A 23,267-nucleotide genomic window follows, 5' to 3' on the forward strand; every position below is an offset into this window, starting at 1 on the left:
ACCATGCCCTATGACGGAAGCTGCCACTGCGGCGCGGTCACCTTCACGGTGGACGCGGATACCCCGACCCAGGCGCTGTCCTGCAATTGCTCCATCTGCCGCCGCAAGGGGCTGCTGCTGACCTTCGTGCCGCGGTCCGCCGTGACGATCCGCGGCGAGGAGGCGCTGCGCGAATACCTCTTCAACACGCACAAGATCAGCCACCGGTTCTGCACGACCTGCGGCAGCGAAACCTTCGCCTTCGCCCAGACGCCCGATGGCGGCGAAGGCTGCGCAGTCAATCTGCGCTGCGTGCCGGCGGTCGATCTCGCGGCACTGGAGATCCAGCATTACGACGGTGCGAGCCGCTAGGGTTCCTTCGTACGACGGGACGCGCCGCGGTTCCCGGGCTTTCCGCCGGGCCGGTCATCGCGGTGCTGTCGCTGTGGAGTTGGAGGGGCCTTGCCCCTCCAAACCACCCCACCAAAGGCCCGAGGCCTTTGGAAACCGTCACCTGGCACCGTGCGCCACTGACGGAACAGTGCCGAGACCCGCACTTGCGCACGAAGCGCGCCTGGTGGGGTTCCTCACGGCCGCCGTGCCCCACACCAAGATCCGACGGTCCAGGCCATGCCATGGCCTGGCGGGGTGAGGTTTGGAGAGGGGCAGAGCCCCTCTCCAATCCCGCGCTTTGCCCTTCTTCTCGCACCGAAAGGGGCAGAGCCCCTCCGATCTTCAGGCTGCCGCCATCGGCCGCGCCCTCGAGCCATGCGCCAGCCACGCCGCGCACTCCTCGCCGAGTTCACGCCGCGCCGTCGCCTCATACGCCGCGCAATCCTCCGCGGTCAGCGTGTCGCGCCAGCGACCGTTGGTGCCCTTGTTGATGAAGGTCTCCGCGCCGCCATCCCAGAAGACACCGCCGAGCGGCGCCGCCTGGGCCGCATGCGCCTTCATCCAGGCGAAGCTGCTGTGTTCCAGGATGGCCGGCCAGCGATCCTCGGCCACCTCCACGCCCAGGAAGGCGGCGATGCGGCGGGCCTCGCCGGGCAGGTCGGCCTTCAGATCCTCGAAATGCAGCAGCAGAAGGTTCGGCAGGTCGCGGATCGCCCACCAGCTCCGCACATTGTCCCAGAAGGGCCAGAAGGGATGCCCGTCGCGCGCCATCCAGTCGAGGAAGTAGTCGCGCACCGTCCCCTGCGGCGGTTCGATCGCGGGGCCGACGCGGCCCGGCGTATCGTTCAGCGCCGCGTACCACAGGGCATTCGCATTGGCGTGGTGGTTGTGCATGCTCCACACCACGTCGCGCCCGTCCCGCGCGACATAGATGTATTTCGCGCGCGGCGAATAGACGAGCGCATCGACCGGCAGATGCGTCTTGAGGAAGCGGCGATGCGCCTGCGCCTCGATGGCCGCGAGCTTCTCGGGCTTCGGCGGCACGCGCAGATCGACCCAGGGCGAGGTCGACGCGACATCCACCTCCGGCGACCCGTCCGACAGGATCTGTCCGACGATCTGCTGCGTCCAGGTGGTGCCTGACTTGGCATAGGTGCCGACGATGATGTCGTCGTCGCGGAACACGAAGTCGTTCCAGACCGTGGAATCGAAATGGTGGTTGTGCAGTTCCCGCGTCTTGCAGGGCCATGCGGCCGCCAGCCGCGTCTCGTTGTCGTTCATGTCGCCAGCTCCGGGTTACGGCCCCGCAGGGCACGGGCGCCGCCGATGCGGCGACGCCGGCCGGCACCCTCGCCGGCAGAGCGGCCTCATACGCGGCCGGGCGACCCGCCGCGGTGCGGCGGATCACATCGGAGTGAGCGCGATCATCCCGCCGTGATGTTGGCGGTCCGGGCGATGGCGCGCCAGTTCTCCGTCTCTCGCGCCACGCGATCGGCCAGCGCCTCGGCGGTGCTCGGCGCCACCAGCGCGCCGGCCTGGAAGGCGCGGTCGCGCAGGCCCTGGTCGGCGAGCACCCCCTGCAGCGTGTCCGACAGCATCGCCACCATCGGTGCGGGCACGCCGCGCGGGGCGAAGACCGAAAACCAGACATTCAGGTTGAGGTCCGGCATGCCCTGCTCCGCCGCAGAGGGGATGTCCGGCAGCCCCGGATGCCGTTCGTTCGACGATACGCACAGCGCGCGCAGCTTGCCGTCGCGCACCAGCGGCGTCAGCGGCGGGGGCGAATTCATGTAGAATTGGATGCGCCCGGCAATCAGGTCGCGGATGGTCTCCCCGGTGCCGCGATAGGGCACGTGCACCAGGTCGATCCCCGCGCGGTGCTTGAGGTATTCGGTGCCCATGTGGTGCATGGACCCGTTGCCGGCCGAGGCGTAGTTCATCTCCCCCGGCTTCTGCTTCGCGAGGGCGATGAATTCCTGCAGCGTCGTCGCCGGCACGGTGGGATGCGTGACGAAGAGCTGCGGCGTGTCGGTGATCTGCCCCACGGCCTGGAAGTCGCGCATCGGCTGGATGTCACCGAGCCCGTTGATGGCCGCGCGCCCCGTCATGGTCGCGCAATAGCCGCAGAGCAGCGTGGTACCATCCTGCGGCGCGCGGATCACCGAGGTCAGCCCGACCACGTCGTTCCCGCCCGGCCGGTTCTCCACCACCATGGTCGCGCCGAGCGCCCGCCCGAAGGAGTCCGCGATGAGCCGCGCGGAGAAGTCGGTCCCGCCGCCGGCCGGCGACGGCACGACGAGGGTGATGGTCCTGCCCGCGAGGCTGCCCTGCGTCCGGGCGACGCCTGGCGCGGCGAGCACGGCAATGCCGCCGCCGAGCAGGGCTCGGCGCGGTGTGGTGATGGTCATTCCTGGTTTCTCCCGCTGGTCTTGCTGTCAGGTCGCGTCCGGGAAGGGTCTGTCGCCGGTCACCGGCACCTCCCCCACATTCAGGATGAAGGACAGCAGCGTGTAGTAGCCGAGCACCGTCAGCAGCTCGACGAAGGGCGCCTCGCCCAGCGCGTCGCGGCCGGCGGCGAAGTCGGCGTCGTCGAGGCGACCTCGGTCGAGCACCGCGCGGGACAGGCGCCAGACAAGCTGCTCGGTCGCATCAGCAAAGCGCGGATCCTCGCCGGCGCGCAGCCGTTCCAGCGGCGCCGGATCGACGCCCGCCGTCACCGCGATCGGGTGATGCGCGAACCATTCGAACTGCGCCTGCCAGCGGCGCGAGACGGTGAGGATCGCGATCTCCCGCAGTCGGTCGTCCAGCATGCCAGAGAAGCGCAGCCCGGCACCGAGCCGCTGCACCGCATCCGCCACGGCGGGCGCGCGCAGCAGCACGGTGAAGGGGCCGATCACGCCGCCGCGCGGCCCGGCGGTCATCGCCGCGACGACGGCACGCTGCGCCTCGTCCAGCGCGGCGTCGGGCAGCGGCGGGAACCGGCCGCTCATGCGCCCGCCCCGGGCATCATGGCGGACATGCCGCCATCGACGATGATCTCGGTGCCGGTGATGTAGCGGGATTCGTCGGCGGCGAGGAACAGCACCGCATGCGCCACGTCCCAGCCCGTGCCCATCTTGCCGGTCGGCACCTGTGCGTCGCGCTTCGCGACCAGGCTGGCCGCGTCGTTGGCGCCGAGCTGGCGCAGCAGCCGGTTCTCGACCAGCGGCGTGTGCATCAGCCCGGGAATGACAACGTTGCAGCGCACGCCTTTCCGCGCCTGGTCCATCGCGACGGATTTCGTCAGCCCGATCACGCCCATCTTGGACGCCGAATAGGCGATGTGCGGGCGGTCGCCCGACATGCGCAGCGCGGCAATGGAGGCGATGTTCACGATGGCCGCCGTCTCGCATTCGCGGAGATAGGGCAGCGCGTGCTTGCAGCCCAGGAAGACGCTGCGGAGGTTGATGTCGAACTGGCGGTCCCAGACCTCCTCGGTCATGGATTCCGCGCTCCCCGGCGCCGAGCCGCCGACATTGTTCACCAGGATGTCGAGCCGGCCGAAGGTCGCGACCGCGGCCTCGATGGACGCCTTCACCGCGTCGGAGTCCGTCACGTCCGCGGTGTGCGCGACGGCGCGCCCGCCTTCCTTCGCGATGATGCCGACGGTTTCGGCGACGGCCTCGGGCTTGTTGTCGATGCAGAAGACCGCGGCACCCTGGCGGGCGAAGAGCACCGCGGTCGCCTTGCCGTTCCCCCAGCCCGGACCGACCGAGCCGGCACCGGTCACGATCGCGACCTTGCCTGTCAGATCAAGCACGCACCCTCTCCATTCTTGGACAGGGTCATGCCTACAATCGGCAAGAACGCGTGGCAACCGACCGCGCGGTCGGGTGCCAGCACCCCGTCAGCCGGCCAGGTACTTCTCCGCCGCGCTGCCCAGCACCTGGCAGCACAGGGCGAGGTCTTCCTCCTTGGTGTCCTCAGCCCAATGGTGGCTGATGCCGCCGATGGACGGCGTGAACAGCATCGCGGCCGGCATGCGCTTGGCGATGTACTGCGCATCATGCCCGGCACCCGATGGCATGGTGGTCCAGGCGCCCGGCGCTTCCTCCTCCGCCGCGGCCTTCAGCGCGGCCATCATCGCCGGGTCGCAGATGGCGGGCGTCGCACGCGACTTCTGCGTCAGGGTCGCGGGACACTTCTCGCGCCGGTTGCTCTCCTGCACCAGGCGACGGAGCGTCTCCTCCATCCGCTCCAGCACCGGGACGGACACGTCGCGGAACTGGAAGAGCACCTCGGCCGAACCTGGGATGATCGACGGCGCACCCGGCTCCAGCGCGATGCGTCCGGTGGTCCAGGTGGACCGCTCGCCGCAGATGCGCGGGAACTCCTGGTCGATGGCGGCCAGCAGCCGCACCGCCGACAGGCCGGCATCCTTGCGCTCGGCCATGGTGGTGCCGCCCGCGTGGTCCTGCTGACCGTCAAAGCGCAGCAGCCACTGCCAGATGGCGACGATGCCCGTCACCACGCCGACGCGCAGGCCCTTCGATTCCAGGTTGGTGCCCTGCTCGATATGCAGTTCGAAGAAGCCCTTGTGGCGCCCGGGTTCAAGCTGCATCCGCGGCTTGCCGGCGAGCCCCGCCGCAGCGAGCGCATCGCGCAGCGGCTGCCCATCGTTGCGGCTGCGGGACCGGTCGATCTCGTCATCCGACAGCTCGCCGATGAGGGACCGGCTGCCGAGGAAGCCGCCCTCGAAATGCCCTTCCTCATCGGCGAAGGCACAGACATCGACGGGCAGCCCCGCGCGCGCCAGCGCCAGGGCCGCCACGACGCCCAGCGCACCATCGAGCCACCCGGCCTGGTTCTGGCTCTCGATATGGCTGCCCGCCAGCAGATGCGGCCCATTGCCCTTGTGGCGGCCATACACATTACCGATGCCGTCGATGGAGGCTTCAAGCCCGCACTCGGTCAGTCGTTCCATCAGCCAGCGCCGGGATTCCATGTCCTGCGGCGAATAGGTCGGACGGTGCACGCCAGTCTTGTAGGCACCGATCTTCCGGAGCTCGTTAAGGTCGCGCAGGAAGCGCTCGGTGTCGATCCGCGGCATGGCAGGGTCCTTCTCGTCGATACCCATGCTGCGGCGCGAAATCCGCCGCGGCAAGGACGCGATTAACCGGCCGGCAAGGTCGATGCGCTTTCGTAGCGGCGCCGCAAACCGCGGTGCCTCTGTCGGAGACCGAAAATGATCCCTCTGACGACCCTCCCCCCTCGTCAGCCCGAGGCCGTGGATTCCGTGGCCCTGATCGAAACCGCCAAGGGCGCGGAACTGCATCTGCGCGCCGCCTCGGGCGCCCTGATGCGTCTGCCCCTGGCCGATGCCGACCACCTCAAGGGCCTGGCGGCGCTCGCCGTGATGGCGGGCGCGCTGGGCGCGATGACCAGCAGCCCGGCCTGACCCAGAGCCTGTCCCGGAAGCCGCCTGACGACACCCTAAGACGGCCGGCACCGACCCGCACCCCCGCCCAGCCAATCACGTCAACGTCCTGGATTGGGTGGCCGGGCGGGGATGCGGGCCGGTGCCGAATCTGCACATGCGCCGGATGGCGCACGCCCAAAGAGGCTCTCAGACCCGCCGGACACCCCAGAAGCTCGGCAGCCCAACCGGGATGTCGGTGATGGTGCTGCGATAGGCCGTCATGCGGGAATACTCGCCGAGCGGCAGGTAGGGCAGGTCGATCCAGAAACGCTCCTGGATCGCCCGCGCCACCGCCTGCTGTTGGGCGGTGTCCGGCGCGGCCATCCAGTCCCGGCGCAGCGCTTCCAACTGCGGGCTGTCGGGCCAGCCGAACCAGGCTCCCGCTCCGTTCGCGCGCAGGCCAAGATGCGCCACCGGATCCAGCATCCCGGCACCGCTGAAGCCCGAGGTGAAGACCGACCAGCCACCACGTTCGACTGGTTCCTTGCTCGCCCGCCGCGCGCCGATCGTGCCCCAATCAGCGCCGACCACATCCACGGTCATGCCCGCGCGCGTCATCATGTCGGCCGAGACCTCGCTCAGTGCCTTCAGCAGCGCGAAGTCGTTGGCCTGAAGCAGCACCACCTTCTCGCCGGCATAGCCGGCGGCGGCGAGGTCGCGCTTCACCTTGTCCATGTCGCGGGGGCCACGCAGCGCGGCCATGCCGGCATCGGAGGCCATGGGCGTGCCTGACAGGAAGACGCCCACCTCCCGCCACAAGGCGCGGTCGTCACCGAAGGCTGCGGTCATGTAGGCCGACTGGTCGAGCGCCCCGATCAGCGCCCGCCGCACGCCCGGATTGTTGAAGGGCGGATGCAGGTGGTTGAAGCGCAGCACGCTGATGGAACGCTCATCCGTCACGGCGACCGTCACGTCGCGGTTCCGCCGCAGCATCGGCGCAAGGTCGGTCGAGGGATATTCCAGCCAATCCACCTCGCCCGCCATCAGCGCGCCGGCTGCCGTCGCGGGGTCGGGCAATATCTGCCACTCGACGCGATCGATGAAGGCGCGCTTGCCGCCGGCCGTGCGGCTCGACGGTTCGTTGCGCGGCACATAGCCGTCGAAGCGCGCATAGGCGACGCGCACCCCCGCCAGGCGTTCATCGGCCAGGAAACGATATGGCCCGGAGCCCACCATCTCCGTTACCTGGCGGTTCGGCGGTGTCGCCGCGATGCGTTCCGGCATGATGGCGGGCATCGCGGCCGTCACCTTGCCCAGCGCGCGCGGCAGCAGCGGAAAGGGTCGCTTCAGGCGGATGCGGATGGTGCGGTCGGTCGGCGCACTCATCTCGTCGAGCACGGCGATCAGTTCCGCGCCCACCATGTCGCGCGCCGCCCAGCGGTTGATCGAGGCGACGCAATCGCGCCCGCGCACTGGCTCGCCGTCGTGGAATTTCAGCCCTTCCCGCAGGGTGATGGTCCAGTCCAGGCCGTCGCGCTCGACCACATGGCCCTCGGCCATCTGCGGGCGGACGTTGTAGCCCTCGTCCAGCGCGTAGAGCGTGTCGAACACCATGAAGCCATGGGTCAGCGTCACCGTCGCCGTGGTGAAGACCGGGTCGAGCACCGCGAGATCCGCCTGCGGCACAAAGCGCAGCGGCCGCCCCGCTTGAGCCCGGCCGAGCCGCGGCGCGGCAACCAGCCCGGCAGCGCCGAGCATGACGGAGCGACGGGATGCAATCATGGATAGGCAAGCCTCCGGCAGGTGCGACACCGTTCTCCCGTGCGCGATGATCCGGCGCCGCGAGGTCCCGGTCAACGCCTTCCCGGCCCTTCGCCGCTGCGGCATGCTGCGCCAAGCCGACGAATCAGGAGATCAGCGCATGGCGCTCCGTTGCGACCTCATCATCCGCGATGCGACGATCATCGACGGGTCCGGCCGCCCCGGCTTCCGCGGGGATGTCGCGGTGGATGGCGAGCGCATCGCGGCGGTCGGCGACCTCGGCAGCGCGTCCGGAGCGCGGGAGGTCCAGGCCGGGGGCCGCGTGCTCGCCCCCGGCTTCATCGACGCCCACACCCATGACGACCAGATCGTCCTGCAGGGCGCGGAATGCATGTGCTGCAAGCTGTCCCAGGGCGTCACCAGCGTCGTGGTGGGCAATTGCGGCATCAGCCTGTCCCCGGTGCGCATGACGGAACGCCCGCCGGCGCCGCTCGACCAGGTCTGCGCGCCGGAATGGTGGAAGTTCGGCTCCTTCGGCGAATATGCCGACCATCTGCGGCGCGAGCCTCCCGCGGTCAACGCCCTGGCGCTGATCGGCCACATGTCGCTGCGCGTCGGCGCGATGAACGGCGATACGCAGCGCGCGGCCACCGATGCCGAGGCGGAGCGCATGCGTGTTTGGCTGGCGGAAAGCCTCGCCGAGGGCGCGGCGGGCTTCTCCACCGGGCTGTTCTACCCGCCCTCCAGGAGCGCACCGACCGAGGAGGTGATCGCCGTCGCCGAGGCGCTGCGCGCCCATCGCGGCCTCTACGTCACCCATATGCGCGACGAGGCGAACCACGTCCTCGACAGCATCCAGGAAACGCTGAAGATCGGCGAGAGCGTCGGCGCGCCGGTGGTGATCAGCCACCACAAATGCGCACAGCCGGAGAATCACGGCCGATCGCGCGAAACCCTGCCGCTGATCGAAAGCTACGCGGCGCGCTATCCGGTCGCCTTCGACGTCTATCCCTACACGGCGTCCTCGACCTCGCTGGCCGCGCGCGACCCGCGTCCGGACATTCCCGTCACGGTGACGAACTCCCTGCCCCACCCGGAGGTCGCCGGCCGCGCCCTGTCCGACATCGCCGCCGAATGGGGCGTCTCGTTGCTGGAAGCGCGCGACCGCCTGCTGCCGGCCTCCGGCGTCTTCCACAACATGTCCGAGGACGACGTACGCCGCATCATGGCGCATCCTCTGTCGATGATCGGCAGCGATGGCGGGCCGCTCGCCAAGAAGCCGCATCCGCGGCTGTGGGGCACCTTCCCCCGCGTGCTGGGGCACTACGTCCGCGAGCTGAAGCTGATGGAGCTGGAGACCGCCATCCACAAGATGACGGGCCGCACGGCGATGGTCTTCGGCATCACGGATCGCGGCACCATCGCGCCGGGAGCCTTCGCGGATCTGGTGCTGCTCGACGCCGCGACGGTGAAGGACCGCTCGACCTGGGAGGATTCCATCCAGCCTGCGGACGGTATCCTGGAGACCTGGGTGAACGGGCAGTCTGCCTATGTGCATGGCGCAGGCGTGACAGGCGCGCGCGCGGGCCGGCTGCTGCAACGCGCGGCGTAAGGCGGAACCGAGAGGGGCGGCGCCCCTCTCGGGCTCACCCCGCCAAAGGCCTTTCGGCCTCTGGTGGGCGCGAAGCGCTGCTTCGCGGTTTGGGGCGGGGCAAAGCCCCTCACCAACCTTTCAGGCGTCCGGCAGCGCGTCGGTCCCCTTGATCGCCAGCGCCTCCAGCACGCGGGAGACGCAATTGTAGCCCGCGATGGTGACGGTCAATTCCACGAGTTGCCGTTCGGGAAACAGCGCGCGGACCTCGGCGGCGACGCTCTCCGGCACATGCACCGACAGCGTCATGGCGTCGCAATAGGCCAGTGCCGCACGTTCCGTCGCGTCGAAGGCGTCGCTCGCCTGCCAGTCATGGAGCGTGTCGAGCTGCGCCTGGGTCGCGCCTTCCTGAAGCGCAATGGGCGCATGCGCCTCCCATTCATAGGTCGCGTCGTTGATGGCAGCGACGCGGCACATCATCAGTTCGCGGATCTTACCGGACAGGGTGGAGTTCCAGCGCACCGCGTCGAACATCGCGATCCACCCCTCCGCGATGGGCGGCGCGTGCAGCAGCATCCGGTGCAGATGCCCGATCTTCTTCCGGGAATTCCGGATGGTCTCCGCCGCGGCACGGAGATCGGGTTGGGCAGGGTCGGCATAGGCGATGCGGGCCATTGTTTCCTCCTCGTTGCGCCGAGTGTGGCGTGCCGGGGAAGGCCCGTGAAGTCAGGCGGGGCGGCGCCGGAGCAGATATCGCTGCCGTCCGTCCATCACGACTGCGCCAGCCTGGTTGTGGACGGTGCTGCGCAGGCCGAGGACGCCGGTCGTTCTCTGGGGCGTGATCTCGTCCACCTCGAGCGCGGGGTAGAGCGTGTCGCCGACGAAGACCGGGTGCAGGAAGCGGGAGGATTGGTCGAGGAAACCCTTGAGCGATTCTTCGACCATGTGCGGGAACATCCCGGCGCCGGCGGCGGTCTGGATCGCCACCTGAAAGCCGTGCGCCAGCATGTGGGGCATACCGCGCGCCCGGCAGTATTCGACATCGTAGTGGACCGGGTGGTTGTCGCCGGAGGCTGCCTGGAAGGCGAGGAAGATGGCCTCGGTCATGGTGCGGCTGGGCAGGATGAAGCGTTCGCCGAGCGTGAAGTCTTCGAACCAGCGTTGCTGCGGCACCATGCGGTGTGCCGCAGGGTCAAAACCGGTCATGTGTATCCCAGGGTCCTGTCGCGCGCGGCATCCGTCGCGTCGCGCCCGGCCGGATCGCCGAACCCGCCGCCACCGGACGTTTCCAGCCGCACGATATCCCCCTTCAGCAGCCGCACGCCATCGGACTTCGGTGCGATGGGCGTGGCGACGCCGTCGCGGATGCGCATCAGCTTCCCCAGGCTGCCCGGCTGCCCGCCCGCAAGGCCATAGGGCGGGAAGCGGAAGCGATCCATGTTGGCCGTGAAAACGCCGGCCGGGCTGTCCAGCCGCCATTCGCGCACCAGCCCCAGCCCGCCGCGATGCTTCCCCGCGCCACCCGAACCCGGGATCAGCCCGTAATGGGTGATGGTCAGCGGCATCTGGCCTTCGATCATCTCGACCGGGATGTTGGAGTTGTTGTGCATGCCGAAGGACCAGGCGTTCACACCGTCCTTCACGGGGTTCGCCCCGGTGCCGCCGATCTCGATCTCGACCAGTACCTCGCGTGATCCGTCCTCGCCCTCGGTCTGAAAGGTCGCGACATAGGACCCGCCGTAATAGGCCGCGGGCATCCGGTCCGGCAGCGCCTGGTGCAGGCAGCCGAACATGACATTCGCCAGGCGATGCGACACCGCCACGCGATGCGCGACCGAGGCCGGCGCGCGGCAGGACGTCACGCTGCCCTCGCGATGGATGATCTTCACCGGCCGGTAGCAGCCGGCATTGGCCGGCATCGCCCCATCCGTCGCGGCGATGATCGAGTAATACACCGCGCAATTCGACATGGCCGGCGTGCAGTTGATCGGTCCGCGCTGCTGGTCGGCGCAACCTGTCAGGTCCACCGTGATCTCGTCGCCGGCCACGGTCAGCACGGCATGCAGTCGCACCGGATCGGCGGCCACGCCGTCATCGTCGAGGAAATCCTCGAATTCGTACCGCCCATCGGGCATGGCACGGATCGCGGCGCGCATCGCCGTCTCGCTCATGTCGAGGATGCGCCCCGTCGCCTCGATCAGTTGCGCCGCGCCATAACGCGACGCCAACCGCCGGATCGACGCCGCACCGACCTCAAGGCTGGCAAGCTGCGACTGCAGGTCCCCCAGCATCAGCCCGGGCTTGCGAACGTTCTGCCCGATCATCGCCCAGAGCGCCTTGTTGAGCACGCCCTTCTCGATGAGCTTCAGCGGCGGGATGCGGATGCCCTCCTGGAATACCTCGGTCGCCGTGGCGGCATAGGAACCCGGCGCCATGCCACCCATGTCGATGTGGTGGCAGAGCGTGCCGACATAAGCGATGCGCCGTCCCTCATGCTCGATGGGCTTGAAGGCCAGCACGTCGTTCAGGTGCTGCCCGCCGCAATAGGGATCGTTGGTGATGACGACATCGCCCTCGTCCCAATCCGCCGCATCGACGAAACGGTCGAGCAGCGTGCGCAGCGCCGCGCCCATGGAATTCAGATGCTGCGGGATGCGCGCGGATTGCGCGACGTTGTTGCCCTCCGCATCGAACACGGCGGTGGAGTAGTCGAGCAATTCGCGCACGGTGGTGGACCGGCTGGTGCGCCAGATGGTGATGTCCATCTCGGCTGCGGCGGCGGTCAGCGCGTTGCGGATGACCTCGATCTCGATGGGGCCGAGCATCACGCCGCCTCCTTCTGCGCGATCAGCGTGCCGGCGGCGCCGAGCCGCGCCGTCCAGCCGCGTCCGATCCAATGCGTGGCGAAGGCTTCCTCGACCACGGCGGGGCCTTCGATGACGTCGAGTGCTGTCATCGCCTCGCGGTCCCAGACCGCCGCCTCGACCCAGGCGCCTTCGGCGAAGACCTGACGCGCGCCCTTGCGCGCCGGGCGCCCCGCCGGCGGCGGATCGCCAGGCTCGGGCTTATCCAGCACGCCCGTCGCGATGGCGCGCAGCGTGACGATCTCCACCGGCTCGTCGAGATTGGCGTAGGAAAAGCGCTGCCGGTGCATCGCGTGGAAGGACGCGATCAATTCGGCCAAAGCGGCCTCGTCCGGCGCATCCACCTCGCCCCAGGGGATCAGCAGCTCAAAGGCTTGGCCGTGGTAGCGCATGTCGGCCGCGATCACGATGCGCCGCCGCTCCGGCGCTATCCCGTCCGCGGCGAGCCGCGCATCCGCCTCCGCCCGCAGCGTGGCGATGCCCTCCCCGATCGCCGGCAGGTTCGCCGGGATAGCGCGCAGCAGCCGCGTGCGCGCGATGTCCTGCGTCAGGTCGCTGAACAGGATGCCATAGGCCGACAGCGTGCCGGGTTCGCGCGGGAAGGCGACCTCGGTCATGCCGAGCTCGCCCGCCACATCCGTCGCATGTAGCCCGCCGGCGCCGCCGAAGGACAACAGGCAGAAGTCGCGCGGGTCGAGCCCCTTCTCAAACAGCGACAGCCGGATGGCCGCGCCGAGATTGGCGTTGGTTACCGTCAGGATGCCCTCGGCCGCCTGCTCGACGCCGAGGCCGAGCGGCGTGCCCACCTTGGCCGTCAGCGCCGCCCGCGTGCCCGCCATGTCGAGCTTCATCATCCCGCCCAGGAAGAACTCCGGATCGAGCCGTCCGAGCGCGAGATTCGCATCGGTGACCGTCGGCTCCGTCCCGCCGCGGCCGTAGGAGACCGGCCCCGGCCGGGCGCCCGCGCTGCGCGGGCCGACCGTCAGCCGCCCGCCGGCATCCACCGCGGCGATGGATCCGCCGCCGGCGCCGATGGTGCGCATCTCGACCATCGGCAGGCGCACGGGCAGCCGGTCGATCTCACCCTGGGTGACGACCGATACGCGCCCGCCCTGCACGACCGACACGTCATAGGAGGTGCCGCCCATATCCACCGCGACCAGGTTGGGCCGCGCCAGCAGCGTCGAAAGCCTCCCCGCCGCCAACGTCCCGCCGGATGGCCCCGACAGCAACAGCCGCGCCGGCTGCTCGGCCGCCATGCGTAGGCTGCACACCCCACCATTCGACTGCACCAGGAAGACCAGCGGGTGGAACCCGCCCTCCCCCAGCCGTGCTTCCAGCCGATCGAGATACGCCTTCACCACCGGCATCAGCAGCGCGTTCAGCACCGTGGTCGAGGTGCGTTCGTATTCGCGGATCTCGGGCGAGATGTCGGAGGACAGCGACACCGGCAGGTCGGGCCGCGCCGCGCGGATCAGCTCGGCGAGCCGCGTCTCATGCGCCGGATTGGCATAGGCATGCAGCAGCGACACCGCGACGCAATCCGCCCCCAGCGCCGCGATGCGGTCCAGCAGCGCCGGCACGGCGTTCTCATCCAGTGGCGTCTCCGCCGTCCCGTCCGCGCGCATGCGCTCCGTCACGCCCAGCCGCCGGTCCCGCGGGATCAGCGTCGGGAAGGGTTCCGGCGCCAGACCGTAGATGTCGCGGCGGACATGGCGGTTGATCTCCAGTACGTCCTCGAAGCCGGCCGTCGTCAGCAGCACACCCTTCGCCAGCTTCCGCTCCAGCACCGCATTGGTCGCGATGGTCGTGCCGTGCAGCAGCAGCCCGACATCGGACAGCGCGAAGTCGAAGCGTTCCGCGGCCTCGGCGACGCCGCGCAGCAGGCCGATGGACGGATCCTCCGGCGTGGTCGGCGTCTTCCAGGCCCGCGCGACACCGTCACGCGCATCGAGGATCTGGAGGTCGGTGAAGGTGCCGCCGATATCGACCGCGATGCGGACGGGGCGAAGCGTCTCAGTGGATGTCACGCGGAATGTCCCGGAATGCAGGTCAGTTCATCACGGCCGGCAGCCACAGCGCCAGCCCGGGGAAGACCATGAGGATGGCGACCGCCAGCAGATAGACCAGCAGGAAGGGCATGACCCCCATGAAGACGTCGGTGATCGGCCCGGGCCGGCTGCGCATGCCCTGCAGCACGTACATCACTGTCCCGTCCGGCGGGCTGATCATGGCGATCTCCACCAGCATGGTGACGATCACGCCGAACCAGATCGGATCGTAGCCAAGCGCCACCACCACCGGGAAGACCACCGGCACGGTGGTGATGATCATGGAGAAGCCCTCCATGAAGGTGCCCAACGCCACATACAGGGCGACGATGCACAGCATGATGCCCCAGGGCGGGATGGGCAGCCCGGCGATGAGACCGGCCAGGGCCTGCGGCACATTGATGATCGTTAGGATGTAGTTCAGCAGATAGGCGCCGAAGATGATCAGGCCGAGCAGCGCGGTGTTGCGCGCCGTCGCCTCGGCCGAGGCGTTGAGCATGCGCAGGCTCAGCCGCCCTTCGATCGCGGCGAAGATGGCGCTGCCCACCACGCCGAGCGCGGCCGCCTCGGTCGGTGTGGCGAGCCCGCCATAGATCGAGCCCAGCACGAGCAGGATCAGGAGCATGGTGGGCACCAGGTCCTTCAGCGCCCGCAGCTTTTCGGCCAGCGGCACCGGTGGCGGCCGTTCCGTGTGGTGCCGCATGCCATGGATCAGGATGACCAGGATGAACAGCGCCGTGACCAGGATGGAGGGGATCAGGGCAGCTATATAGAGCGCGCCGACCGAGGTCTCGGTGATCAGCCCGTAGATGATGAAGGTGATGCCCGGTGGGATGAGATTGCCGAGCGCCCCGCCGGCGGCGAGCGAGCCCAGCACCATGCGCTGGCTGTATTTGGTATCCGAGAAATAGGGCAGCGCGACCGAGCCCATGGTCGCCGCCGTCGCGACCGACGAGCCCGAGATGGCCGAGAACACCGCGCAGGAGACGATGTTGGTGTGGAGCAAGCCACCGGGCATGCGGTTCAGCCAGACATTGAGCGCGCGATACAGCCGGTCGGACAGGCCCGCGCGCAGCAGGATTTCCCCCATCAGCAGGAAGAGCGGCACGGCCACCAGCACGAAGTTCGACGACGGCCCCCACAGCGTCTGGCCGAGGAAGGTCCACCACGGCCGGTCGGAGAAGAAGAAGGCGGTCAGCACGCCGAGCACGCCGAGGACGGCGGCGATATAGACGCCCGAGCCGAAGAAGACGACGAAGACCGCCGTCAGCATCAGGATCTCGGAAACCGGCAGCGCCTGGCCGGTGCTCGCCGCGGCGAAGAGCGTGACGCCGAGCAGGCCGAGCAGGAAGACGATCGCGATCACCGGTGCTCACCCTCATGCGCCATGGCCACCGCCTCGAGCGCTTCCTCGGTTTCGTCTTCGAGCGTGCGGGAGCCGAGCAGCCCGTCGAGGACCGCCCCCTGCCCCGCGACGAGCGCCAAAACAGCCTCCGCCATCAGCACCAGGCAGGCCAGCAGGAAGATGGAAATGCCGAAAGCCCAGATGCCCTGCGGCCAGACCATCTCGATGCGCAGGGCGGAGTTGTCATGCGCCTGGAACAGCGCGCTCTCATCCACCAATTCCCAGGCCGACCAGACGATCAGCGCGGTCAGCGCGGTGAGCAGCGCAAGAGAGAGGATGTGCAGCGGCGCGCGGATGCGCACCGGCAGCCGGGTGACGAAGACATCGACGCGGATATGCGCGCGGCGGAACAGCGTATGCGCCAGCGACCAGGCGATGCCGCCGGCGAGGGTATAGCCGGTGATCTCGACCGTCGCCTGGGAGGAGAAGCCGAAGAAGGCGCGCGCCACGATGTCGAAGGTCATGAACAGCGCGCAGACGAAATAGGCCCAGCCCGCGACATGGGCCATCAGCGCCGAGACGGCGGCGATCGCGCGCCGCAGCGCGCGGACCGCTCGCAGCGGCGCCGGGACCGGCCCGACCGCGCCACTCACCCGCCGTAACGCACGCCGGAGATGGGCGCGATCACCTCGTTGTAGATCTCCCCGCAGCGCGCGCCGCAGCGGCGCACCCAGCCGGGCAGCACCACTTCGCGGAAGATGCGCTGCGTCTCGGCCTTGTCAGCGTCCGAGGCCGGCACCTCGGTCATCGGCCGCGCCGCGATATTGTGGATGTGGCAATCGGCGGTGCGGCCGATGTTGCAGTCGATGCCGTCACGCGTCGCCGCCGCGCCCAGCGCCCATTGCGCGTCGGACACTTCCTTCATCGTGGCTTCAAGGAATGCACGCACGGGCGGATCAAGCCGATTCCACCAGGCGAGATTCACCATGTAGCCCGCCACCGCCCAGGAGATCGGCAGGGCGGAGATGTGCGTCGTCACCTCCGGCCAGCGCGCCGCGGCCCCCGATCCGGTACCGGTGATGGCACAGTCCACCACACCGCGTTCCAGCGCCGAATAGACCTCGGGGAATCCGATGCTGACCGGCTGGGCGCCAAGGGCGGTGAAGTAGTCCACCAGCGAATTGCCGAAGGTGCGCACGCGCCGCCCGCGCAGGTCGGCGAGGCTGGAGAAGGGCGCGCGGCAGAACACCACCTGCGCCGGGAAGGGATAGAGCGCGACCAGCCGCACGCCGAAACGTTCCAGGTCACGGTTCGCGGCGGGGATGATCGCCTCGGCGATGGCCTTCGCCTTGTCGATGTCGGGCGCGAGGCCAGCGAGATCGACCCCATCCAGGATCGGCACGTCGCCCGACAGGGTGGTGAGCGTCCCGGCGCCGATCTCGACCTGGCCGGAGCGGACCAGGCGGACGATCTCGGCGCCCGAGAGGTTGCGCTCCGCATGGGTGGACAGCGTCACCTGCACGCGCCCGTTGCTGCGCTGGGCCGTCGCGTCGCGCAGGATGGCCTGGTCGACGCGGATGTATTGCGGCTGGGTCGGCAGCGGCTGGGTGACGGCGACGATGCGCACCGGTGGGCCTGCCGGCAGGCTCGGCGCCTGGGCGTGAGCGGTGGGGGACATCATCGCCGCGCCGATCATCCCGGCGAACACGTGTCGCAGCATCGCAGCCTCCTGTTCCTCGCCGGTCCCGGCCGGCTCGCGGAACGATCGGACCATGCGGGGCGAGGCCCGTCGAGGGCCACGCACCGACTGCAATGCGCCGCGCAGGCCGAAGCTGCCGCCCGCGGCGGCAGCCCCTGCCCATCCCTACGGCAGGACCTCGTCGGTCAGCAGGGATTACGGCGGACGCGATCCTCGGGGCCGATCAGCCGGAAGGCCCAGGGATAGGCCGCCTCCGGGTCCACCGTGACGACCACGGCGCGCACATCCTCGGCACCCGGAACCATGATGCGCGTCAGGTTCGGTGCCGCCGGCACCGGGCGGTCCTGCAGCCAGGCGTGAATGTCGCCATGGATCAGCAGCACGGGCCGGGCGAAGGTGGCGGCTTCCCGCGCCAGCGCCTCGCGCAGCGCGACGAAGCCGCTGGTCTGGCCGCTGCCGCAGCGCTCCGCGTAGTACATCTCGGCCTGCATCGCGATCACCACGGCACGGGCGTTCTGCTCGCGCGCCGTTGCGAAGGACGCAGCGAGCCAGGCGAGGTTCGCCGCATCGCGCGCCTGGAATTCCGCCATGGCGCCCTCGGGCGGGCGGGAGGCCGGTCGTTCCCCCGGCTCGGTCGGCCGGTTGTTGTTGCTGCCGACCACATGCAGCGTCGCGAAGACCACGCCGTCGCGCATCCAGCGGGCATTCTCGACATAGGCCGCATGCGCCGGATCGGCGTCTGCCTGGCGGGTCAGCGCCATCCCCCGGCCGAGGCTGCGCGCATCGCGGAAGAAGCGGTTGCGCAGCAGCGCCAGGCGTTCGAGCTGGTCGAAGCGACCGGCACGGTCCTGCCAGCAATCCGTCCATTCATTGTCGCCGGGCGTATAGACCAGCGGATGGTTGGCGAGCCCCATCCAGGTGAACGCGCGCAGCGTGCGCTCATCCGTGCAGAGCTCCGACCCACCCTTGGTGTCGCCGACGAAGATGGTGAAGGCGGGCTGGGCGGCGTTGATGTCGCCCATCAGCCGGGCGACGCGGCCTTCCTCGGCCGGGCAGTCCTGCGGCGCGCCGGGCAGGCAATAGGGCATGTCGCCGAAGGCGACGAAGCGGAAGGGTTCGGCCTGCGCCGGCATGGTGGCAAGGGCAGCGATCAGGGCAAGGACGATGCGCATGGGGACCTCCTGGGCGCGCCAGCCTCGCGGCGGCCGGTGCGGGCCGCCACCCGGGCCGTGTGACATTCACAAGGGGCCCTGCACAGCGCATTCATTCCGTCATAAGATCGAATGCCGGATCCCCCCCAAGAAGGAACCACCATGCACGCCGTGCTGCTCCTCACCCTTGCCCTTTCGTCCCCGCCGCCCGCCCTGCTTCTGCCCGTCCAGGCCACCTCGGCCTTCGACGGCACCTGGTCCGGCACCGGCACGCTGACCCAGCGCCGCGGCCGCGGCACAGCCTGCGGGCCGGACACCACGGACCGGCGCTTCACGGTCTCCAACGGCCAGATCAGCTTTCCCTATGACAACCGCTACGGGGTCAGCTTCAGCGGCCCGATCCAACCCAATGGCAGCTTCGACCTCGCCAGCGGCAACAACCGCTTCCAGGGCCAGGTTAACGGATCCGACATGACCGCGAGCTACACCAGCTCCGAATGCGTGCGCAGCTTCCAGTTCCGTCGCCGCCGCAGCTAGGTCAGGACGGTTGCGCAAGCGGGCGGCGCGGGCTACCGCCCCGCCCGTGAGCACCCCCCTTCATACCAGCGACTTCGATTTCGCCCTGCCCGAGGCCCTGATCGCCCAGGCCCCCGCCCGCCCGCGCGACGCCGCGCGGCTGCTGGTGGTGGGCGGGGACGGCCTGACGGATGCCGGGGTGCACGACCTGCCGACCCTGCTGCGCCCGGGCGACGTCATGGTCGTGAATGACACCAAGGTCATCCCCGCCCGGCTGCATGCCCGCCGCGGCGAGGCCCGGATCGAGGTCATGCTGAACCGGTCGGAGGGCGGCGGCGTCTGGCACGCCCTGATCCGCAACGCCCGCCGCCTGCGGGAAGGCGACACCATCGCCATCGAGGGTGCCGAGGACTGCACCGCCCGCGTCATTGGCGCCCCCGAAGGCGGGGCAGCCCTTCTCGATTTCGGCCCCGATCCGGCCGCACTGGCACGCGCCCTGGACCAGGCGGGCGAAATCCCCCTGCCCCCCTACATCGACCGCCCCGACGGCCCCCGCCCCGAGGATGCCGCCGACTACCAGCCGATCTTCGCCGCCCGCCCCGGCGCCGTCGCCGCGCCGACCGCCAGCCTGCACTTCACCGAGGCGCTGCTCTGGGCGCTCGGCGACCGGGGCGTGGCGCGGGCGACCGTCACGCTGCATGTCGGCGCCGGCACCTTCCTGCCCCTGCGCGGCGAGGACCCCCGCGCCCATCGCCTGCACGCCGAATGGGGCGAGGTGACCGAGGACGCCGCCGCCGCCATCAACGCCGCGCGCGCCGCCGGCGGCCGGATCGTCGCCATCGGCACCACCGCGCTGCGCCTACTGGAATCCGCCGCCGACGAGCACGGCCATGTGCATCCGTTCCGCGGCCTCACGGACCTCTTCCTGCTGCCGGGCCACCGCTTCCGCACCGCCGACCTGCTGATGACGAACTTCCATTTGCCGAAAAGCACGCTGTTCATGCTGGTCTGCGCCTTCGCCGGCACCGGGCGCATGAAATCCGCCTATGCCCATGCGATCGCGCAGGGCTATCGCTTCTATTCCTACGGCGACGCTTCGTTGCTGGAGCGCGCGGCATGACGCTGAACTGGACACTGGATGCGACGGACGGCACGGCCCGTGCCGGCACGCTGCGCACTGCCCATGGCGATGTCCCGACCCCGGTCTTCATGCCCGTCGGCACCGCCGGCACGGTGAAGGCCATGACGGCGGATGCGGTGCGATCCACCGGCGCACGCATGGTGCTCGGCAACACCTATCACCTGATGCTGCGACCCGGGGCGGAGCGCGTCGCGCGCCTGGGCGGGCTGCACAGGATGATGGACTGGTCCGGCCCGATCCTCACGGATTCCGGCGGCTTCCAGGTCATGTCCCTGTCCGGCCTGCGCAAGATGGACGAGCAGGGCGTCACCTTCCAGAGCCATATCGACGGTTCGAAGCACCGCCTGACGCCGGAGCACAGCGTCGAGATCCAGCGCCTGCTGGATGCCGACGTGACCATGTGCCTGGATGAATGCACGCCCTTCCCGGCGACGGAGAAGCAGGCCGCGGAGTCCATGCGCCTGTCCATGCGCTGGGCCGCGCGCTGCCGCGAGGCCTTCACCCCGCGCGAGGGCTATGGCCTTTTCGGCATCGTCCAGGGCGGCGTGTATCCGGACCTGCGCGCGGAAAGCGTGGATGCCCTGACCGCCATCGGGTTCGAGGGCTACGCCGTGGGCGGCCTCGCCGTCGGCGAGGGGCAGGAGATGATGTTCTCCGTCCTCGACACCACGGTCCCCCGCCTGCCCACGGACAAGGCGCGCTACCTGATGGGCGTCGGCACGCCATCCGACCTGGTCGGCGCGGTCCGCCGCGGCATCGACATGTTCGATTGCGTCATGCCGACGCGGTCCGGCCGCACCGGCCGCGCCTATACCCGCCACGGCATGCTGAACATGCGCAACGCCCGCCACGCCGACGATGGCGGCCCGATCGACCCGGCCTGCACCTGCCCGGCCTGCGCGCGGCATTCCCGCGCCTACATGCACCACCTGTTCAAGGCGGGCGAAATGCTCGGCCCGATGCTGCTGACCTGGCACAACATCCAGTATTATCAGGACCTGATGGCCGAACTCGGCGGCGCCATCCTGGCCGGCCGCTTCGAGGAGACCGCCGCGCGCATCGACGCCGGCTGGCGCAACAGCGAGGAGGAGAAGGCGGCATGAGCGGCGCCCCCGACCACGACTATTCCGGCCTGACCCAGCTCGGCCGCCCGACGCGCCTGCCCGCGAGCCCCGAGGAAGCGGTGCTGGAACGCGTCCCCGCGCCGCACCAGTCGCTGCGCTACGTCGTGCGCTTCACCGCGCCGGAGTTCACCTCGCTCTGCCCGCTGACCGGCCAGCCGGACTTCGCGCATCTCGTGCTGGACTACGTGCCGCGCGAATGGATCGTGGAGAGCAAATCGCTCAAGAACTACCTCGCCGCCTTCCGCAACCACGGGGCGTTCCACGAGGCCTGCACGCTGGACATCGCCCAGCGCCTGGTGTCGCTGCTGGAACCGGTGTGGCTGCGCATCGGCGGGTATTGGTATCCGCGCGGCGGCATGCCGATCGACGTGTTCTGGCAGTCGGGGGAACCGCCGGAAGGCGTGTGGGTGCCGAAGCAGGACGTGCAACCCTATCGCGGGCGGGGGTGACGGGCAGGACGGACCAGAGAGGGGCTTTGCCCCTCTCCGGACCTCACCCCACCAAAGGCCGAAAGGCCTTTGGAAACCGATACTTGGCGCTGGGCGCCAATCGCTGAATGGATGCCGAAACCCGCACTTGCGCACGAAGCGCGCGGTGTGGGCCCCGGCACAACTGGCGTGCCCAGCGCCAATCGATTGCGGTCCAGGGCCTCCAAGCCCCTGGCGGGGTGGTTCGGAGGGGCGGCGCCCCTCCGATCTGCACCTCCGCATCACCCGCCCGTGCGCAGCCCGACCGTCCGCACAGCAAGCTGCACCCGATCCCGCTGCACACCGATCACCGCCGCCAGATCAGCCGGCGAGCCGTAGCGCGCGAGAATCCCGGCCTGGCGCAGTCGCGCCGCGACCTCCGGCTTCTCCACCACGATGCGCACCGCCTCCGCAACTCGGTCCCGCACCGCCGCCGGCATTCCGCGCCACCCGAACAGGCCGGTGAACGGGTCGTAGCTCTGCCCGGGGAAGCCGGCCTCGGCAACGGTCGGCACCTCCGGCAGGGACGGCGCCCGCACGCCCGAAGTCACCGCAAGCGCGCGCACCTTGCCCTCCCGCACCGACCCGAGCAGCGGCGTCAGCGGCTGCACCCCCATCTGGATACGCCCCGCCGCCAGGTCGAGGATCGCCGGCGGCGAGCCCGGATAGGCGATGTAGGTCGCCTCGATCCCCTGCTGATGGAGGAACAGGCGCGTGTCGAGTTCCACATATCCTGGCACGGAATTCCAGTTCATGGCGCCGGGCCGTGCCTTCGCGAGCGCCACGAACTCGCCGAGGCTCCGCACGGGCAGCTCGGCCGTCACTGCGATGCAGAGGAACTCGCTCGCCGGAATGGCCACCGGCACCAGGTCCGCGACCGGGTCGTAGGGCAGCGTGCCCGTGAAGGTATAGGGCACCGTCGAAGCGACGCCGGTCGCCGCCAGCAGCATGGAATCCCCGGGACGCGCCTGCGCATGGGCCTGCACGGCGAGCACCGATCCGCCGCCAGGACGGTTCTCAACCGAGACCGGCCGGCCGAAATGCTGCGCCAGGCCCTCGGCCAGCAGCCGCGCGATCAGGTCGATGCCCGATCCCGGCGCGCCCGAATTGATCAGCCGGACGGGGCGTTCCGGCCAGGTTGCGGGCTGCGCCGCGGCGTGCCGCGCGAGGAACGCGGCAAGACCGAGACCGCCGGCGGCGCGGCGTCCGATGGGCTGGGACATGGGGGGCGCTCCTCGCGCTGCGCGCGCCGCGGCGGCCGACGGCCGGCGCCGGGTCGCGCATGGGCCTCATGCGCCTCGACCAGGCGGGTGAGCAGCGCGAGCAGCGTCGCGCCCTCCGCCTCATCCAGCGGCGCCATCAATCGTCGCGCCACGCCGCGCGCCGGACCGGCAAGCTCGGCGCGCAGCGCGTGCCCCGCCGGGGTCAGGCTGAAGGCATTGGCCCGCCGGTCCTGCTGGTTGATCTCCCGCGCGACCAGGCCGCGCGCCTCGAAGCGCGCCAGGGCCTGACCGGTCGAGGTAGCGTCCACCCCGATGGCGGCCGCCAGCCAGTTCCGGTCGCGACCCGGGGAGTCCTGGAGCTGCGCGAGCAGCGCCACCTGCCAGGGGACGATGTCGAAGGGGGCGAGCGCCTCGCTCTGGAAGGTTGCGGCGATCTGCCACAGGCGCCGGGCCAGATGCTGAGGGAAGGCGCGGTGCAGCGCCGGGACCGGAAGGCTCGACGGGGGCTCGTTCCGCTTCGTCATAAACGAAGAATACTTCGCATCGGCTGCAAAACAAGGAGAA

The 23,267-nt window shown here is 69.8% G+C and carries 23 protein-coding genes; 7 read left to right on the plus strand and 16 right to left on the minus strand.

The features are described 5' to 3' along the window. Positions 1–3: 3 nt before the first annotated feature. Positions 4–351, plus strand: a complete 348-nt coding sequence (locus KPL78_RS08510) for a GFA family protein (protein ID WP_219762460.1) — start codon at positions 4–6, stop codon at positions 349–351. Positions 352–714: 363 nt separating this feature from the next. Here KPL78_RS08510 and KPL78_RS08515 read toward each other — a convergent pair whose 3' ends face one another. From KPL78_RS08515 to KPL78_RS08535, 5 genes are all read right to left on the minus strand, one after another. Next, positions 715–1,653, minus strand: a complete 939-nt coding sequence (locus KPL78_RS08515) for a sulfotransferase domain-containing protein (protein WP_219762461.1) — start codon at positions 1,651–1,653, stop codon at positions 715–717. A 143-nt stretch (positions 1,654–1,796) separates the two neighbouring features. Further along, positions 1,797–2,780 (minus strand): Bug family tripartite tricarboxylate transporter substrate binding protein, encoded by a 984-nt coding sequence (locus tag KPL78_RS08520; protein ID WP_219762462.1) that lies wholly within the window; start codon positions 2,778–2,780, stop codon positions 1,797–1,799. A gap of 27 nt (positions 2,781–2,807) precedes the next feature. Then, positions 2,808–3,362 (minus strand): carboxymuconolactone decarboxylase family protein, encoded by a 555-nt coding sequence (locus KPL78_RS08525; RefSeq protein WP_219762463.1) that lies wholly within the window; start codon positions 3,360–3,362, stop codon positions 2,808–2,810. Then, complete coding sequence (locus KPL78_RS08530; protein ID WP_369412687.1) at positions 3,359–4,171, minus strand: SDR family NAD(P)-dependent oxidoreductase; 813 nt, start codon at positions 4,169–4,171, stop codon at positions 3,359–3,361. The genes KPL78_RS08525 and KPL78_RS08530 overlap by 4 nt, the downstream gene beginning before the upstream one ends. A gap of 87 nt (positions 4,172–4,258) precedes the next feature. After that, positions 4,259–5,461, minus strand: a complete 1,203-nt coding sequence (locus KPL78_RS08535) for a Zn-dependent hydrolase (RefSeq protein WP_219762464.1) — start codon at positions 5,459–5,461, stop codon at positions 4,259–4,261. Between the two features lie 135 nt (positions 5,462–5,596). On the opposite strand from KPL78_RS08535, the gene KPL78_RS08540 reads away from it, so the two are divergent. After that, positions 5,597–5,809, plus strand: coding sequence for a hypothetical protein (locus KPL78_RS08540; RefSeq protein ID WP_219762465.1), 213 nt, complete (start codon positions 5,597–5,599; stop codon positions 5,807–5,809). 168 nt (positions 5,810–5,977) lie between these two features. Here the strand turns inward: KPL78_RS08540 and KPL78_RS08545 are convergent, their stop codons facing one another. Beyond that, complete coding sequence (locus KPL78_RS08545; RefSeq protein WP_219762466.1) at positions 5,978–7,552, minus strand: ABC transporter substrate-binding protein; 1,575 nt, start codon at positions 7,550–7,552, stop codon at positions 5,978–5,980. A gap of 139 nt (positions 7,553–7,691) precedes the next feature. Between KPL78_RS08545 and KPL78_RS08550 the strand changes: the two genes are divergently transcribed. Beyond that, a complete protein-coding gene (locus tag KPL78_RS08550) occupies positions 7,692–9,143 on the plus strand; it encodes an N-acyl-D-amino-acid deacylase family protein (protein WP_219762467.1) in 1,452 nt (483 codons plus the stop codon). Positions 9,144–9,263: 120 nt separating this feature from the next. On the opposite strand, the gene KPL78_RS08555 is transcribed toward KPL78_RS08550, so the two are convergent. From KPL78_RS08555 to KPL78_RS08590, 8 genes are all read right to left on the minus strand, one after another. After that, entirely contained in the window at positions 9,264–9,797 is a 534-nt protein-coding gene (locus KPL78_RS08555) for a carboxymuconolactone decarboxylase family protein (RefSeq protein ID WP_219762468.1), read from the minus strand. Positions 9,798–9,848: 51 nt separating this feature from the next. Then, on the minus strand, positions 9,849–10,328 hold the full coding sequence (locus KPL78_RS08560; RefSeq protein ID WP_255568727.1) for a MaoC family dehydratase: 480 nt from the start codon (positions 10,326–10,328) through the stop codon (positions 9,849–9,851). Further along, positions 10,325–11,947 carry a hydantoinase B/oxoprolinase family protein gene (locus KPL78_RS08565; protein WP_219762469.1) on the minus strand — a complete coding sequence of 541 codons (1,623 nt, stop codon included), beginning with the start codon at positions 11,945–11,947 and terminating at the stop codon, positions 10,325–10,327. Before KPL78_RS08565 ends, KPL78_RS08560 begins: the two co-directional genes overlap by 4 nt. Next, positions 11,947–14,016, minus strand: a complete 2,070-nt coding sequence (locus KPL78_RS08570) for a hydantoinase/oxoprolinase family protein (protein WP_219762470.1) — start codon at positions 14,014–14,016, stop codon at positions 11,947–11,949. Before KPL78_RS08570 ends, KPL78_RS08565 begins: the two co-directional genes overlap by 1 nt. 22 nt (positions 14,017–14,038) lie before the next feature. Then, entirely contained in the window at positions 14,039–15,403 is a 1,365-nt protein-coding gene (locus KPL78_RS08575; protein WP_219762471.1) for a TRAP transporter large permease, read from the minus strand. Further along, positions 15,400–16,035 (minus strand): TRAP transporter small permease subunit, encoded by a 636-nt coding sequence (locus KPL78_RS08580; RefSeq protein ID WP_219762472.1) that lies wholly within the window; start codon positions 16,033–16,035, stop codon positions 15,400–15,402. Before KPL78_RS08580 ends, KPL78_RS08575 begins: the two co-directional genes overlap by 4 nt. Then, the gene (locus KPL78_RS08585) at positions 16,032–17,102 is read right to left on the minus strand and encodes a TRAP transporter substrate-binding protein (RefSeq protein ID WP_219762473.1); all 1,071 of its coding nucleotides are present in this window, start codon (positions 17,100–17,102) and stop codon (positions 16,032–16,034) included. The genes KPL78_RS08580 and KPL78_RS08585 overlap by 4 nt, the downstream gene beginning before the upstream one ends. Before the next feature lie 164 nt (positions 17,103–17,266). Beyond that, entirely contained in the window at positions 17,267–18,253 is a 987-nt protein-coding gene (locus KPL78_RS08590) for a hypothetical protein (protein ID WP_219762474.1), read from the minus strand. Between the two features lie 141 nt (positions 18,254–18,394). Between KPL78_RS08590 and KPL78_RS08595 the strand changes: the two genes are divergently transcribed. From KPL78_RS08595 to queF, 4 genes are read left to right on the plus strand one after another with little or no spacing between them, the layout of a single operon-like run. Further along, positions 18,395–18,769, plus strand: coding sequence for a type 1 glutamine amidotransferase family protein (locus KPL78_RS08595; RefSeq protein WP_219762475.1), 375 nt, complete (start codon positions 18,395–18,397; stop codon positions 18,767–18,769). A 46-nt stretch (positions 18,770–18,815) separates the two neighbouring features. After that, positions 18,816–19,868: a tRNA preQ1(34) S-adenosylmethionine ribosyltransferase-isomerase QueA gene (gene queA, locus KPL78_RS08600; protein ID WP_219762476.1), complete on the plus strand. Its 1,053-nt coding sequence runs from the start codon at positions 18,816–18,818 to the stop codon at positions 19,866–19,868. Then, entirely contained in the window at positions 19,865–20,992 is a 1,128-nt protein-coding gene (gene tgt / locus KPL78_RS08605) for a tRNA guanosine(34) transglycosylase Tgt (RefSeq protein WP_219762477.1), read from the plus strand. Before queA ends, tgt begins: the two co-directional genes overlap by 4 nt. Then, positions 20,989–21,462, plus strand: coding sequence for a preQ(1) synthase (queF, locus tag KPL78_RS08610; RefSeq protein WP_219762478.1), 474 nt, complete (start codon positions 20,989–20,991; stop codon positions 21,460–21,462). Before tgt ends, queF begins: the two co-directional genes overlap by 4 nt. Before the next feature lie 260 nt (positions 21,463–21,722). Here the strand turns inward: queF and KPL78_RS08615 are convergent, their stop codons facing one another. After that, positions 21,723–22,703, minus strand: coding sequence for a Bug family tripartite tricarboxylate transporter substrate binding protein (locus KPL78_RS08615; protein ID WP_219762479.1), 981 nt, complete (start codon positions 22,701–22,703; stop codon positions 21,723–21,725). Beyond that, positions 22,592–23,227 (minus strand): MarR family winged helix-turn-helix transcriptional regulator, encoded by a 636-nt coding sequence (locus KPL78_RS08620; protein WP_219762480.1) that lies wholly within the window; start codon positions 23,225–23,227, stop codon positions 22,592–22,594. Before KPL78_RS08620 ends, KPL78_RS08615 begins: the two co-directional genes overlap by 112 nt. Positions 23,228–23,267 lie beyond the last annotated feature (40 nt).

This window comes from Roseomonas alba, assembly GCF_019430885.1.
Lineage (GTDB): Bacteria > Pseudomonadota > Alphaproteobacteria > Acetobacterales > Acetobacteraceae > Neoroseomonas > Neoroseomonas alba.